12 protein-coding genes are annotated in these 15,107 nt (G+C 74.7%); 3 read left to right on the plus strand and 9 right to left on the minus strand.

Features of this window, described 5'->3' with window-relative positions:
- Positions 1-28: 28 nt before the first annotated feature.
- A complete protein-coding gene (locus ACFY8W_RS26755; protein WP_391110132.1) occupies positions 29-604 on the minus strand; it encodes a hypothetical protein in 576 nt (191 codons plus the stop codon).
- Positions 605-663: 59 nt separating this feature from the next.
- Positions 664-1,452, minus strand: a complete 789-nt coding sequence (locus ACFY8W_RS26760; protein WP_391110135.1) for an aspartate/glutamate racemase family protein — start codon at positions 1,450-1,452, stop codon at positions 664-666.
- A gap of 58 nt (positions 1,453-1,510) precedes the next feature.
- On the opposite strand from ACFY8W_RS26760, the gene ACFY8W_RS26765 reads away from it, so the two are divergent.
- Complete coding sequence (locus ACFY8W_RS26765) at positions 1,511-2,689, plus strand: glycosyltransferase (protein ID WP_391110138.1); 1,179 nt, start codon at positions 1,511-1,513, stop codon at positions 2,687-2,689.
- A gap of 98 nt (positions 2,690-2,787) precedes the next feature.
- Here the strand turns inward: ACFY8W_RS26765 and ACFY8W_RS26770 are convergent, their stop codons facing one another.
- The gene (locus tag ACFY8W_RS26770; RefSeq protein WP_391110141.1) at positions 2,788-3,702 is read right to left on the minus strand and encodes an SAM-dependent methyltransferase; all 915 of its coding nucleotides are present in this window, start codon (positions 3,700-3,702) and stop codon (positions 2,788-2,790) included.
- 121 nt (positions 3,703-3,823) lie between these two features.
- On the opposite strand from ACFY8W_RS26770, the gene ACFY8W_RS26775 reads away from it, so the two are divergent.
- Together ACFY8W_RS26775 and ACFY8W_RS26780 are read left to right on the plus strand one after the other, a co-directional pair.
- Positions 3,824-5,320 carry an aminotransferase class I/II-fold pyridoxal phosphate-dependent enzyme gene (locus ACFY8W_RS26775; protein WP_391110143.1) on the plus strand — a complete coding sequence of 499 codons (1,497 nt, stop codon included), beginning with the start codon at positions 3,824-3,826 and terminating at the stop codon, positions 5,318-5,320.
- A 68-nt stretch (positions 5,321-5,388) separates the two neighbouring features.
- Entirely contained in the window at positions 5,389-6,144 is a 756-nt protein-coding gene (locus tag ACFY8W_RS26780) for a metallophosphoesterase (RefSeq protein WP_391111042.1), read from the plus strand.
- 262 nt (positions 6,145-6,406) lie between these two features.
- Here the strand turns inward: ACFY8W_RS26780 and ACFY8W_RS26785 are convergent, their stop codons facing one another.
- From ACFY8W_RS26785 to ACFY8W_RS26810, 6 genes are all read right to left on the minus strand, one after another.
- Positions 6,407-7,138: a response regulator gene (locus tag ACFY8W_RS26785; RefSeq protein ID WP_391110145.1), complete on the minus strand. Its 732-nt coding sequence runs from the start codon at positions 7,136-7,138 to the stop codon at positions 6,407-6,409.
- A gap of 713 nt (positions 7,139-7,851) precedes the next feature.
- Positions 7,852-9,585, minus strand: a complete 1,734-nt coding sequence (locus ACFY8W_RS26790; RefSeq protein ID WP_391110148.1) for a GAF domain-containing protein — start codon at positions 9,583-9,585, stop codon at positions 7,852-7,854.
- Positions 9,586-9,693: 108 nt separating this feature from the next.
- On the minus strand, positions 9,694-10,578 hold the full coding sequence (locus tag ACFY8W_RS26795) for a universal stress protein (RefSeq protein ID WP_391110151.1): 885 nt from the start codon (positions 10,576-10,578) through the stop codon (positions 9,694-9,696).
- On the minus strand, positions 10,575-11,570 hold the full coding sequence (locus ACFY8W_RS26800; RefSeq protein WP_391110153.1) for a universal stress protein: 996 nt from the start codon (positions 11,568-11,570) through the stop codon (positions 10,575-10,577). Before ACFY8W_RS26800 ends, ACFY8W_RS26795 begins: the two co-directional genes overlap by 4 nt.
- Positions 11,571-11,605: 35 nt before the next feature.
- Positions 11,606-13,600, minus strand: a complete 1,995-nt coding sequence (locus tag ACFY8W_RS26805) for a GAF domain-containing protein (RefSeq protein ID WP_391110156.1) — start codon at positions 13,598-13,600, stop codon at positions 11,606-11,608.
- 37 nt (positions 13,601-13,637) lie between these two features.
- A complete protein-coding gene (locus tag ACFY8W_RS26810; RefSeq protein WP_391110159.1) occupies positions 13,638-15,023 on the minus strand; it encodes an MFS transporter in 1,386 nt (461 codons plus the stop codon).
- Between the last annotated feature and the right edge of the window lie 84 nt (positions 15,024-15,107).

Consider the following 15,107-nt stretch of genomic DNA (forward strand, 5'->3'; position numbering starts at 1 on the left):
CCCGCCCGTAGTCCCCGCCGCGGTCCGCTCAGACTCCGGTGGGTCCGGCCGAGGCCGGTGACGAGGGAGGGGTGGTGCGGTGGAGCAGGGTGCGGATGGCGTGGACGGCCGATTCGGCGTCGTCGACGGTGACGGTGAAGCTCCGTCCGTCGCCGAGCCGCAGCACCAGGCCCTCGCCCCGGCGGACGACCACCGCGGTGCCCTTCTCGGGGCGCCAGCGGTAGCCCCAGCCGCCCCACTGGCGCGGGGTGACGGACGGCGCGAAGTCGGCGCCGACCACGTGGGAGAGCGGGATGCGGCGGCGCGGCACCCCGATGTGCCCGCAGCGCACCTCGCACGCCCGGTCGTCGACCCGGACGGCGACGTGGACGAAGGCGAGCGTGCCGAAGAGCACGAGGAGGCCGGCGGCGACACAGCCGATGACGGCCATCAGCAGCGGTGCGATGCCGGAGGTCCATGGCGACTCGACGGCCAGCAGGATGCCGAGCGCCATGCAGGCGAAACCGCCGACGGCCGGCAGCCATTGCATCCGGTTGGTCGCGCGGCCGGTCCAGACCGGGGGTGCGGGTCCCTCGGGACCCGGCTTCGTGGAGTGGTCCCTCATGGTGACAGCCTAAGCACGTTCCGCTGTTGCGGCGCCTCGGCTGAGTCGTTCGCTCACCCTCAGTGGGCGGCGGTCGCCGCCCCGAGGACGCGGCCTTCGGCGTAGCTGAGCGCGGCCGGACCCAGTTCGCCCGTCCGGCCGCTGAGGAGCACGGTGAGACCGCCCGTGGGGGGCGCCGCCGGGTCCGCCTCGGCGCCGATCCGCCGCAGCGCCTGTGCGGCGACTGCCCCGGCGGAACCGTGCAAAACGACGGGCGGCAGGCCCTCGGTGCGGTGCAGCGCGGCCCGGATCTGGTCGTCGACGAGCTCGTAGTGGGTGCAGCCGAGGACGACGGCGCGTACGTCCGGGGGCGTGAGCTCGGCCGCGGCGGCTACGGCCCGGCGCACGGCCTCGGCGTCGTCGTGCTCGACGGCGTCGGCGAGACCGGGGCACGGCACCTCGGTGACCTCGGCGCCGTCGGCGAAGTCGCGGATCAGCCCGCGCTGGTACGGGCTGCCGGTGGTGGCGGGCGTGGCCCAGATGGCGACCTTGCCGCCGCCGACCGCGGCGGGCTTGATCGCGGGCACCGTGCCGATCACCGGGATACGGGGCTCCAGCTCGGCGCGCAGCGCGGGCAGGGCGTGGACCGTCGCGGTGTTGCAGCCGACGATCAGGGCGTCCGGCCCGTGCGCGGCGGCGGCCCGGGCGACGGCGAGCGCACGCTGGGTGAGGTCCTCGACGGTGCGCGGGCCCCACGGCATGCCGTCGGGGTCGGAGGAGAGCACCAGATCCGCGTCGGGCCGCATGCGGCGGACCGCCACCGCTGCCGGTAGCAGGCCGATTCCGGAGTCCATGAGGGCGATCTTCACCCGGTCACCCTAGCCGACCGCCCTTGTTTCCCCTCCGTTCTGGGGCAGACTGCGGCGAATGAGCACGCTTGCCTGGATCGCGACCGCCGCTCTTGCCGTCTGGGGGTGGCTGCTCCTGGGCCAGGGCTTCTTCTGGCGCACGGACCAGCGGCTGCCCGTGCCGGTCGCCGCCGCCCCCGAGCGCTGGCCTGCCGTCGTCGTGGTGGTCCCCGCACGGGACGAGGCCCCGGTGCTGCCGCTGAGTCTGCCCTCGCTGCTCGCCCAGGACTATCCCGGGCGGGCGGAGGTCGTCCTGGTGGACGACGGGAGCACGGACGGCACGGGGCGGCTCGCCGGCGAGCTGGCCGCGCGCCACGGCGGGCTGCCGCTGACGGTGACCTCGCCCGGTGAGCCCGGGCCCGGCTGGACGGGCAAGCTGTGGGCACTGCGGCACGGCATGGCGCTCGCACGCGCGCGTGGACCCGAGTTCCTGCTCCTCACGGACGCGGACATCGCGCACGAGCCGGACAGTCTGCGGCTGCTCGTCGCGGCGGCGACGGGACACCGGCTCGACCTGGTCTCACAGATGGCGCGGCTGCGGGTGGCGAGCGGCTGGGAACGGCTGATCGTGCCGGCCTTCGTGTACTTCTTCTGCCAGCTCTACCCCTTCCGCTGGATCAACCGCCGCCGGCCCCTGGCGACGGCGGCGGCCGGGGGCTGTGTGCTGCTGCGGGCGGAGACGGCGGAGCGGGCCCGGGTGCCGGAGTCGATCCGGCAGGCCGTCATCGACGACGTGTCGCTGGCGCGGGCGGTGCGGCGGGCCGGCGGCCGGATCTGGCTGGGACTCGCGGACCGGGTGGACAGCATCCGGCCGTATCCGGGACTGCCCGAGCTGTGGCGGATGGTCTCGCGCAGCGCCTACGCCCAGCTGCGGCACAGCCCGCTGGTGCTGGCCGGCACGGTCGCGGGCCTGGCACTCGTCTATCTGGCGCCGCCCGCGACGCTGGTCGCGGGACTGCTCGCCGGGGACGGGTCCGCGGCGTGGGCGGGCGGACTCGCGTGGGCGGTGATGGCGGGCACGTACCTCCCGATGCTCCGCTACTACCGTCAGCCGCCCTGGCTCGCCCCGCTGTTGCCGTTCACCGCGCTGCTGTACCTGCTGATGACGGTGGACTCGGCGGTGCAGCACCACCGGGGCCGGGGCGCGGCCTGGAAGGGGCGGACGTACGCCCGCCCGGAGACCATGCCCGACCGCTGACCCGCATCGAGGCCCGCCGCCGGGCGCAGGCCACCGGCCTCCGGGCGCAGGCCGCCACGGACCCGCCGTGCTCCGCCGACGCCGGGACCGGGCAGGTCCTACACCTCCGCGACGAGGAACTGCTCCGACCGGGGCAGGCGCAGTCCGTCGGTGCGGTCGGCGAAGTAGCGGGCGGCCAGGTCGTCGGGAGACACGTGCTGGGCCCTGGCGAACCCGGCCTCCAGGGCGGCCTGCCGCATCTCGTCGGGCGTGTAGAGGCTGACGAACGGGGTGCCCGACGCGGCGGCGTTGCGCATCGAGAACTCCTGGACCCGGCGCTGCTCCGGCTCGAGCCGGTCGAGCGGGAGCAGGAAGGTCGTCGCGAGGACGGAGCCGGGTGCGAGCACGGCGGCCTGGCGCAGCGTCGCGGTGTTGGCCTCGTGCGTGAGGTACATGCTGACGCCGGCCGACGCGACGACGGTCGGCTCGTCCGGGTCGAAGCCGGCGGCGGTCAGCCGCTCCCACCACGAGTCGCCGGCCTCGAAGTCGACGGGCACCAGCGTCAGCCAGGACGGGATGTCGTAGCCGAGCTCGGCGAGGCGCCGCCGCTTCCACGCCTGCGTGCCGGGCTGGTCGACCTCGAAGACGCGGAGGCGGGAGGCGAGTTCGGGGCGCCGCTGGGCCATGGTGTCCAGGCCCGCGCCGAGGATGACGTACTGCGTCACGCCGGCGTCGGCGCGTTCGGCGACGAGGTCCTCGATGAAGCGGGCCCGGGCCACCATCGAGGCGCGGACGCCGGCGACGCCCGGCATCGTCATGTCGCCGCGCTCGCGCCAGTCCGGCCCCGGGTCGGCCAGTTCCAGCCCGATCTCGTCGTCGAGGACGTGCGGCGCGGCGTCGGCCCGGACGTGCAGGGCGCGCCACAGGGCGACGCGCACCGCGGTGTGGTCGGGCTCGTGCGGGACGGGCCCGTGCCGGTCGGGCTCGTGCGGGACGGGCTCGTGCGGGACGGAGAGGCGCTGCCGGTCGGCCATGGTGGTGGTGTCCTTGCGTGTCGTCGTCGTGGGCTGCCGTGGTGTGTCGCCGCTGCGTGGCGTGCGGGGCCTTCGTCCTCGACCGTAGTTCGCCAACGGCCCACGAATAAGATCCAGTTCCATGCCGCATTCCTGGTCCGGTGCCCGGATCGACCTCCACCTCGACCTCGACGCCACGGGCGGGCGGCGCTCCGCCCTCGAAGCCGCGCTCCGAGGGGCGATCCGCCGGGGACGCCTGCCCGCCGGAACGCTCCTGCCCTCCACCCGCGGACTGGCCCAGGAGCTCGGGCTCTCGCGCGGCACCGTCACCGCCGCGTACGACCAGCTGGTCGAGGAGGGCTACCTGACCACGCGTCCGGGTTCGGGCACCAGGGTGACCGAGGTACCGCGCAGCACCCAGGCCCCCGCGGCCGCCGAGCCCGCTTCGGCCGCTCCCCGCCACAACCTCCGTGCCGGACTCCCCGACGCCAGTGCCTTCCCCATTCGGGCCTGGCTCGCCTCCACCCGACGCGTGCTCGACCGCGCCCGCCCCGAGGCCTTCGGCTTCGGAGAACCGCAGGGCCGGCCCGAACTGCGCGCGGCCCTCGCCGACTACCTCGGCCGCACCCGTGGGGTGATCACCACGCCCGACCGCGTGCTGATCACCTCCGGCCACTACCAGAGCCTCGGCCTGCTCAGCGATGTGCTGGCCGCGGACGGCATCGGCACGGCGGCCATGGAGGACCCGGGGCACAACCTCTACCGAGGCGTCGTCCGGCGCGCCGGCATCGACATCCTTCCCCTGCCCGTCGACGCCCGGGGCGCCCGCGTCGAGGAACTGACCGGGCGCGTCGGAGCGGCCGTCCTGACCCCCGCGCACCAGTACCCGACCGGCGTTCCGCTGCATCCGAGCCGCCGTCAGGCGCTGTGCGCTTGGGCGCGCTCCACCGGTGGTCTGATCGTCGAGGACGACTACGACGGTGAGTACCGCTACGACCGCCAGCCGGTGGGAGCCCTCCAGGGAGTGGCGCCCGATCACGTCGTCTACTGCGGCACCTCGTCCAAGACCCTCGCACCCGCCCTCCGCCTGGCGTGGATGGTCCTGCCGCCCCATCTGGTCCGGCCGATGACGCTGGCCAAGCAGCAGGCCGACCTGTTCACCGAGACGCTGGGACAGCTCGTCCTCGCCGACCTGATCACGACGCACGCCTACGACCGTCACGTCCGCGCCGCACGCCTGCGCTACCGCCGCCGCCGCGAACTCCTCCTCGACCGGGTGGCCGCCCGGCCCGGCCTCGCCGCCCACGGGGTCCCCGCCGGCCTGCACACCCTCGTCACCCTCCCGCCCGACGGCCCCACCGAGGAGCAGGTCCTGGCCAGGTGCGCCCGCGACGGCATCGCCCTGCGCGGTCTCGGCGAGCTCCACCACGACCCCGCCGGCCGGCCGCAGGGACTGTTGGTCGGCTTCGCCGCTCCGGCCGAACGGGCCTACCCGGCCGCGCTCGACGCCCTGTTCGCGGCTCTCGCGGCCCCCACCGCCGACGGCCGGGACGGCGGCTCCGCACCGAGGCCCGAACCCGAACCGGACCGATTCCGCGACGGGAAAGCGGACCTTACCCCTGGTCCGGTCGCCGAATAGGCTCGCCGGGGCCGCGGAGGGATCGCGTGCCGAGCCCCGAGGACCACCTGGAAGGAACCGTCATCACCGTGATCGTGACCGCCCACCTCAGCGACGTCCACATCGACGGAGAGCAGCGCAGCGCCGACCGCACGAAGGCGGTCATGGACTACCTGGACGACCTGCCGTACGACCTCGACGCCGTCCTGGTGACCGGCGACATCGCCGATCACGGGCTGCCGGCCGAGTACGAACTGTCCCGCCGGCTCCTGACGTCCCGTCACCCGGTGCTGACGTGCCCGGGGAACCATGACGAGCGCGGCGCCTTCCGCCGTTTCCTGCTCGGCGAACCCGGCTCGACGGCTCCCGTCAACCAGGTCCTCCGCACGGACCGGCTGACCGTCGCCCTGTGCGACTCCTCGGTCCCGGGGAAGGACGAGGGCTTCATCGAGGACGACACGCTGCTCTGGCTGGAGGACGTGCTCGCCCGTACGCCGGACGGGATGCCCGTGCTCGTGGGCTTCCACCACCCGCCGGCCCTGCTGCACAGCCCGTTCATCGACGGCATCCGTCAGTTCGGCGACGAGCGGCTCGCCGCGCTGGTCGGCCGTCACCCGAACATCGCCGCCCTGGTCTGCGGCCACGCCCACACCCCGGCCGTGACGACGTTCGCCGGGAAGCCGCTGGTCGTCGCGCCAGGCGTCGTCTCCACCCTCCGGCTTCCCTGGGAGCACCGCGCCCATCCGGCGGACCACGTCCACCTCGACCAGCCTCCGGCGCTCGTCTTCCACGTACTGGACGGAACGGGACGCTTGACGAGCCACTACCGCAGCGTGGTCGCCTGAGCCGGGTGCGGAGCGGGTGCGGAGCGGGTGGCCAGGGCCGAACGGCCCCTGCGGTCCGGCCCCTTGCGAGACCTACGGACGTCCGCGCCGGCCTCCGGGCGCACCGGCTGGGCGTTGTCGAAGGCTCCGGCGGGCCGGAGCACGGCCCGGTGGTGGCGGTCCCGCTGCCGGTGGACGACGCCGTGTGCGGCGCGCTGCGGCCGGCCCGCCGGGCGGACCGCCCTCCCGGGCCGCGCCCCGTCACCGTGGCGAAGGCAGGTCTCTACCGCGCATCGGCCCGCTGCTGTTCGTGCAGCCGCTCGACCAGCAGCGCCGCCTGGATGCGGCGGCCCACGCCCAGTTTGGCGAGGATGGCGGAGACCCGGTTCTTCACCGTCTTCTCGGCGAGGAAGAGCCGGTCCGCGATCTGACGGTTCGTCAGGCCGAGCCCGATGAGGTCGAGGATCTCCCGCTCGCGGGGCGAGAGCCGGTCGAGTTCGGCCGGCGTGGTGGTCCGGGCACCGGGCTCGGGACCGGTCACGGGACCGCGGATGCGGGCCATCACACGGCTCGTCATCCGGGGGTCGAGGAGCGAGGCGCCCGTCGCGACCGTGCGGACGGCGGCGACCAGGTCCGAGCCGCCGATCTGCTTGAGCACATAGCCCGCCGCACCGGCCATGATGGCGTCGAAGAGGGCCTCGTCGTCGTCGAAGGACGTGAGCATCAGGCAGGCGAGGTCCGGGAGTTCCGCCCGGAGTTCGCGGCACACCTCGACGCCCTCGCGGTCGCCGCCGGTCCCGCCGCCGAGCCGTACGTCCAGCACGGCCACGTCGGGCCGGGTCTCCGGCACCCGGGTGAGGGCCTCGCGGGCGTTCGCCGCCTCGCCGACCACGACGATGTCGGGCTCGGTCTCCAGCAGGTCGCGCACGCCCCGCCGGACGACCTCGTGGTCGTCGAGCAGGAAGACCCGCACGGGCGCGTCACGGGAGGCGGTGGGCTGTCCGGCGGTCAGCACGCCGGCCTCGCGGCCGTACGGAGCGGACGGAGGCCGAGGGCCGCGAGGGCGGTCGGGCGGAAGGGACGGTGCGTCACCAGGAACTCCGGGGCAGGAACGAGACGGCATCACGACGGCGGTGGTCTCCGCGCGGGGCGGGGTGCGACGGGGGCGGAACGAGCGTCAGTATGGCAATCCGGGCTCCGGGCCGTCCGGCCCTGGTCCTCCGGGGCCGAAGGGCCCTGTCGGGCTTCCCGTACCCCGTGATCGACTCGTCTTCGCGACCTGGGGTGCCCGCCCCGATGTCACCTGGCCGTCCCCCGGGCACGGGGCCGGCACACCCGGGCCGCACCAGGACGTCACGTACGACGGTCACAGCAGGCTCCTCCCGTGGTCCGCCCCTCGGTGACGCGGTCCCGCCGGTCCGGGCGCATCCGCCCCGACATCGTCGCGGGCATCCGGCTCGTCCCCGCCGCCCGCGACGCGTTCGGCCCACGCCGTTCCGGGCATCGGCACCTGCCGCACTGGGGAATTCCGCGGTGCGCGTGCGAGGACGTGCGGTGCGGGCCGCGCCGGCTCGTCGGTTCAGGCCTTCCTGACCACGCTCGACTTGAGCCCCATGGTGCCGGAGCCCTCGGTCCGGCAGCCGGCGTCGTGCCCCTCGACGCCGTCCGCCGGCCTGGTGTCGCGCACCTTCGTGCCGGTCCTGCTCGTGGGTGCAGGCCGCCCGCCGCTCACTCGGCGGCGGTCGGCAGGGGCACGCGCCATTCGAGCCGTGTGCCGCCGGGCCGGCCGGACCGGGCCGTGACCGACAGGTCGCCGCCCAGGCGTTCCGCCCGCTCCGCCAGGTTCCGCAGCCCGCTGCGGGCACCGCCCGGCCGGATGCCGGTGCCGTCGTCGCGCACCGTGACGGCGAGGACGCCGCTGTCGACGACCACGGACACCTCGGCCCGGCGGGCCTCGGCGTGGCGGGCGACGTTGGTCAGCGCCTCGCCGATCACCGCGATCACCTCGTCGGCCACATCGGCCGGCACGTCCGTGTCCAGCAGTCCCTCCATGCGGAGGGCGGGAGCGAACCCGAGCGTCGAGGCGGCCGAGTCGACGGCGTTGACGACCCGGTTCCGGAGCTTCGGAACCGTACCGGGGATCTCGTGTTCGCGGAGGCCGAAGATGGTCGAGCGGATGATCTTGATGGTGGCGTCCAGGTCGTCGATCGCCCGGGTCAGCCGGTCCACGGCCTCCGGGTGCTCGACGAACCGCCGCGCGCTCTGCAGGGTCATGCCGGTGGCGAAGAGCCGCTGGATCGCCAGGTCGTGCAGGTCGCGGGCGATCCGGTCGCGGTCCTCGAGGAGACTCACCTGCTCGGCGTCGCGGCGCCGGTCGGCCAGTTCGAGGGCGAGGGCCGCCTGGCCGGCGAAGCCGGGGAGGGCGGTGATCTCGGCGTCCGTGAAAGAGGGCCGCCCGCGGCGCCGCGCGAGGATCAGGACGCCGCTCAGGCGTTCCTTGGTGCCGATCGTGACGGCCACCGCCGGGCCGAAGCCCCGCCACCGCTCGGGCTGGACCGTGATCCGCCCGTCGCTCTCCACGTCCGCCACCGTCACCAGGCCGTCCTGGGTGAGCGCGGCCGCGGCCAGGGTTCCCTCGCTGCTCGGCAGGACGACACCACGGTGCGCGTCGGAACCCTCGCCGCGGGCCAGCGAGCCCCGCAGCTCGCCCTGCGCGCCGACCAGGTAGAAGACCCCGACGTCGGCGCCGGCGATGTCCGTGGCCCGCTCCAGCATGCCGTCCAGGACCTCGGTCTCCTCCCTGCCGGACAGGAGGGCGCTGGTGAGGTCGGAACTCGCGGCCAGCCAGCGCTGGCGCAGCCGGCCCTCCTCGTAGAGGCGGGCGTTCTCGATGGCGACGCCGGCCGCGACGGCCAGGGTCGTCACGACGGCCTCGTCCTCGGCGTCGAAGTCGACGCCGCCCCGCTTCTCGGTGAGATAGAGGTTGCCGAAGACCTCGTCGCGGACGCGGATGGGGACGCCGAGGAACGAGTGCATGTGCGGGTGGTGGGCCGGGAAGCCGTACGAGGCGGGGTGCTCGGACAGCTCGGCGAGGCGCAGCGGGCGGGGGTTGCGGATCAGCTCGCCCAGGATGCCGTGTCCGGACGGCAGGTCGCCGATCCGGCCGCGGAGCTCGTCGTCGATGCCGACGGGAATGAACTCGGACAGCCTCTGTCCTTCGCCGATGACCCCCAGAGCGCCGTACTCGGCGTCCACCAGGGTCACGGCCGCCTCCACGATCCCGTGCAGCACCTGCGGCAGGTCGAGCTCCCGGCCGACGGACATGACGGCTTCGAGCAGCCCGTTGAGCCGGTCCCTCGTGCCGCGGACCTCGTCGACGCGCGCCTGGAGCTCGTCGAGCAGTTCGTCGAGTCTCAGCCGTGGCAACCGCGTATCGGCGGAGTCGGTGTCCTCGCGGCCCATCGAAACCTCCGGTCCCTCCGGGCGCGGACGTCGCATCCGGCGCACCCGCATTCACCGTAGCCCCGAAGCGCCGTCCGGTCCTGACGAGCACCACCCCGATCGGGGCCTTCACCGGCGGGACGCCCCCCAGGGCCGCCCGTCGTGCTCTCCGCTGGGCAGCGGAACGGTGATCACGGGGCAGTCGGCGTGGTGCAGCAGTCCGTGGACCGTGGAACCGAGCCGCAGGCCGGAGTAGCCGCCGCGGCCCCGCCGGCCGACGACGACCGCGAGGGCCTCGCGGGAGGCGCGGGTGAGCTCTTCGACGGGGTGTCCGCGCACGACCTCCTGCTCGATGCCGACGTCGGGGTGGCGCTCGGCGCATCCGGCGACCGACTCGGCGAGCAGCCTGCGGCGTTCGGCGAGACCCTCGCCCCCGTCCTCGCGGGAGAGGAGCGGGCGGGGCCACACCCAGACCGCCAGGAGCCGTGCCTCGCGCAGGCTCGCCTCCGCCGCCGCGAAGGCGACGGCGGCCCGGCAGTCCCGGCTGCCGTCCACGCCGACGACGATCAGCGGCGGGCGGACGGCCGCGTGCTCCGGTTCGCCGATCACCACGACCGGGCAGTCGGCGCGCGCGGCCAGCGGAACGGCCACCGAACCCTCGCCGAAGACCTCGGCGAGCCTGCCCAGGTGCCGCGATCCCAGCACGGCGAGTGCGACGCCCTGCGTCCTTTCGCCCAGCACGGTCGCGGGCATTCCGTCGACGAGCTCCGTCACCGTCCACAGTCCCTCGTGCAGGGCCCGTACGAGGTCCTGAGCGTTGGCGAGCGCCGACTCCGCGCGGACGCGCAGGGAGCTCTGGTGGGCGAGCACGTCGTACCGGAGCCGGTCGTGGACCGGCGGGACGGCGACGACCAGGCGCAGCCGGACACCTCTGCGTACGGCCTCGTCGGCGGCCCAGACCAGGGCGGGGACGGACAGCTCGCCGGGGTCGATGCCGGCCAGGACGTCGCTCATGGTTCCTCGCCCCTCGCCACGGGGACGGACGGGACGATCTCCACCGGACAGTGCGCGTGGTGGATCAGGGCGTGGGCGACGCGGCCCAGGGCCGGTCCGACGCCGAGCGGCCGGCGGCCGCGGCCCATGACGATCAGGTCGGTGCCGCGGCTCGCCTCGATGAGGATCCCCGGCGTGCTCGTGCCCGTCTCCACCCGGTGTCCGACGACCAGTCGGGGATGACGCTCCCGCACCCGGTCGGCGAGGTCCTTGGCCTCGCGCACGCGCCTGTGGGCGCTCGCGTCGAGGTCGTCGAGCATCGTGGCGACGCTGCCGACGTGGGTGAGGACGTTCCAGACGCTGACGAGGCGCAGGGACGCCTTGCGGGCCTCGGCCTCGGCGGCGGCGAGCAGCAGCCAGTCCAGGTCGCCGGCGTCGCGCACGGCCGCGGTCACCGAGCCGGTCCCGGGCCGCTCGGCCTCCCCGCGGACGACTACCACAGGCGCCTCGGCGCGGGCCGCCACGTCGAGGCCCACGGAGCCGAGCAGGAGCGCCGAGAAGCCGCCGAGCCCCCGGCTGCCCACCACGATCGTCCCCCGGTCCCGGGCGGCCGCCCGTAGCCCGGCGACCGGCTCCTGACGGCTGAGTTCCCTGGTGACCGTCAGCTCAGGGAAGCGTCGGTGGACCGCGTCGGCCGTCCGGATCAGCAGGTCGCGCCCCGCCTCGCGTACGGCCTGGAGGGTCTCGGCATCGGTCCAGAAGGCGCGCCGGTCGATGTCGGCGGCGTGCACGAGATGGAGGGCGCCGCCCCGGTGTTCCGCCTCCGCCGCGGCCCACAGCGCGGCCGTCCGCGCCGAGGGAGAGCCGTCGACGCCCACGACGACGTCCCCGAGCTCCGGCCCGGCGGGACGCTCGGGTCCGGGAGGGCTCTCGTGGCGCTCCGGTCCGGCGGGGCTCGCCGATGTGGAAGGGCTCTCGTGGCGCTCGGGTCCGGCGGGGCTCTCGTGGCTCATGGTGCCTCCTCGGCGGTACGCCCAGGTCTCGCCCTTCAGCCTGCCATCGGGGGCCCCGCCGGGGATGGGCCGTTCGGTCCCGGCCGTGGCCCGGCCGGTCCCCCGTCGGGAGCGCGGGTGAGCGGGTGGAGGCGCAGCGCCAGATGGGTCTCCAGTGCCCTGGCCGGGGTGTTCCAGTCGGGTCCGAGGAGCTGTGCGACCCGGTCGAGGCGCTGCACGACCGTGTTGACGTGGACGTGGAGGGTGTCCTTGGCGCGGGAGAGGCTGGCGCCGTGCTCGTAGTAGGCGTGGAGGGTGCGCAGCAGTTCGGTACCGCGCTCGGCGTCGTAGGCGAGGACGGGCCCGAGTACGCGTTCCACGTACGAGGCGATGTCGGCGCGATCACCGAGCAGCACGCCGACGAAGCCCAGGTCGGCGGTGCCGGCTCCGTCCCCGGTGCGGTCGAGCGCGTACAGCGCCCGGAGGCAGCGCACCGCTTCGGCGTGCAGCGCGGGAAGCCGGTCCGGTCCGAGGCCGGGCCCGGCAGCGCCCACGGTCACGGGAGTACCGAGGGCCCGGGTGAGGTCGGCGGCGAGGGCGCGGGCGAGGGCGCCGGGCCGGTCGCCGGGGGCCAGGAGCACCGGAAGCCCGTGGCGGGTCCCGGCGAGGCCGCCGAGCCCGCGCGCCTTGCGGGCGGTCTCGGCGGCGAGCCTGGGCCGCTGCGGGGGCTCGCAGTCGAGGACCGCGACGGCGTGCGGGCGGGTGAGGTCGACGTCCAGGCGGCGGGCCCGCAGGGCCAGGCTGCCGGCGTCCCAGTGACCGGCCGCGGTGGGGCCCGCGAGGAGGTCGTCGAGCAGTTCGCCGCGTACCCGGTCCTCGGCCTCGGCCACCGACCGGCGGAGCAGCAGCAGGAGAGCGGTGACGAGGGCCGCTCGTTCGAACAGGCGCCCTTCCGCCTCGGAGAGGTCCGCGCGCCCGGTCAGCGTGATGCTGCCGAGCGGTTCGTTGCCCGCCAGCACGGCGCAGGTCCACGCGTCGTCCGCGTGGACGGCGCGGCCGTCGGCGTGCGAGGCCGCGAGGCTCGCGGCCGACGGCGTGACCGGCCCGGTGCCAATCCGGGCGAGTTCGCTGCCGTCGGGGTCGTGGATGGCCACGCCGCCTCCGAGCAGCACGGCGATCTCGGCCGCCACGTCGTCGACGCCGGCGCCCCGCAGCACGAGTCGGGTGAGGCGGTCGTGGGCGTCGGAGGCCCGGTGCAGGGCTTCGCTGTGGGCGCGGGCCGTCTCGTTGGCCGCTTCGAGACGGGCGAGGGCGCTGCGGGTCTCGTCGAGGAGACGGGCGCTGTCGATGGCGACGGCGGCGTGGTCGGCGAGCGAGCCGAGGAGGGCGATGGCTTCGGGGGGAAACTCGCGGGGCGTGCGGTCCGCCGCGAACAGCACGCCGATGATCTCCTCGCCCACGCGCAGCGGGACGCCGAGGATGCCTCGCAGTCCTTCCTCGGCCACCCCGTCGTCGATGGCTCCGGTGTGGTGGAAGCGCCGGTCGGTGCGGTAGTCGGTGCTGGCGTACGGGCGGGCGGTCTGCGCGACCAGGCCGCCGAGCCCTTCTCCCATGCCGAGCCTGAGCTGCTGGAAGGCCGCCGAGACCGAACCGTCGGTGACCCGCATGAAGGTGTCGCGGGCGAGCGGGTCGTTGAGGGTCAGGTACGCGACGTCCGCGCCCAGCAGCGTCCTGGCCCGCCGCACGATGGCGCGGAGCACCGCGTCGAGGTCCCGCAGCCCGGCCAGGTCGCCCGCCGTGTCGAACAGCGCGACCAGTTCCGCCTCGCGGCGGCGGTGCTGGTCGAGGACGCGCCGCACGGACAGGGCCGCCTCGGTGGCCTCCTCGATCCACGCGACCTCCGCGTCGTCGGCCCCGTCGGCGCGCGTGCGCGTCGGCCGGCCCGCCAGTTCCTCGGCGGGCGCGTCGGCGGCGAGCAGGTCGAGCAGGCGGCGCACCGCCGCCGCGGCGGGCGCCGGAACCCCGGCGTCGGCTCGACGGGCGGTGCCCATGGTGCCTCCTCTCGGGCAGGTCTCGATGCGGGTGCGGTCAGGCCCGGTCGCCCGCGCCGACCGTGGAGTCCGCGGCGGACGCGGAGTCGGCGGCGCTCCGCTGCTCGTCCCGGGTGCGGGCGAGGTCGCGGCCCCGGGTCTCCCGGGTGACGGCCACGGTGATGGTCGTGACGACGGCCGCCACGCACAGGTAGAAGCTGACCGGGGTGGCGGACCCGTAGTCCTTCAGGAGTTCGACGGCGATGATCGGGGCGAGGGCTCCGGCCACGATGGAGGCGAGCTGCGAGCCCATCGAGGCGCCGGAGTAGCGCACCTTGGTGTCGAACATCTCGGAGATGAACGCGGCCTGGGGTCCGTACATGGCGCCGTGCAGGAGCAGCCCCGCGGTGACGGCCAGGGTGATGACGGGGAAGGACTCGGAGTCGACGAGGCCGAAGAAGACGAACGCCCAGACCGCCATGCCCACGGAGCCGATGAGCGTGACCGGCCGGCGCCCGACGCGGTCGGAGAGCGCGCCCCACAGGGGGATGGTGACGAAGTGGACGGCGGAGCCGATGAGGACCGCGTTCAGCGCGGTGCTCTTGGGCAGTTCCAGGTGCACGGTGACGTACACCAGGAGGAACGAGGTCAGGATGTAGTACGAGATGTTCTCGCCGAAGCGGGTGCCGATGGCCGACAGGACCTCGCGCCAGCTGCGCCGGAACACCTCGACGACCGGAGCCTTCTCCTTGACGCCCTGTGCGGCGGCCGCCTCGGCCCTGGCCTGCGCGGCGAGGAACACCGGCGACTCGGACACCGAGACGCGGATCCACAGACCGATCAGCACGAGGACGCCGGACAGCAGGAACGGGACGCGCCAGCCCCAGGACTGGAAGGCGGCCTCCGACTGGAACGCGGCCAGGAGCGCCAGGACTCCGGTGGCGAGCAGGTTGCCGCCGGGGGCGCCGGCCTGGGGCCAGGAGGCCCAGAAGCCGCGGTGCTTGTCGCCGCCGTGCTCGGAGACGATGAGGACGGCCCCGCCCCACTCGCCGCCCAGCGCGAAGCCCTGGACCAGTCGCAGCACGGTCAGCAGGACCGGCGCTCCGACACCGATGGTCTCGTAGGTGGGCAGCAGGCCCATGGCGAAGGTGGCGCCGCCCATCATCAGGAGGCTGACCACCAGCAGCTTCTTTCGCCCGATCTTGTCTCCGAAGTGGCCGAAGACGACACCGCCGAGCGGCCGCGCCGCGAACCCGATGGCGTAGGTGATGAAGGCGATGAGCGTGCCCACCAGGGGGTCGGCCGCGGGGAAGAACAGCGTGTTGAAGACGAGGGCGGCGGCCGAGCCGTAGAGGAAGAAGTCGTACCACTCGATGGTGGTGCCGATCAGGCTCGCGGCGACGATGCGGCCGATGCCGCCTCTTGGCGTGGTGGTGTCAGACATGGGTTCACCGGTTTCACGAACGGACGGGATGGGGGAGGTGCGTGGAGGTGTGGCGCCTGGAGAAGTGGCGCGTGGGAACTGGCG

Source organism: Streptomyces sp. NPDC012637 (genome assembly GCF_042954805.1).
In the GTDB taxonomy this organism is placed as follows: Bacteria; Actinomycetota; Actinomycetes; order Streptomycetales; family Streptomycetaceae; genus Streptomyces.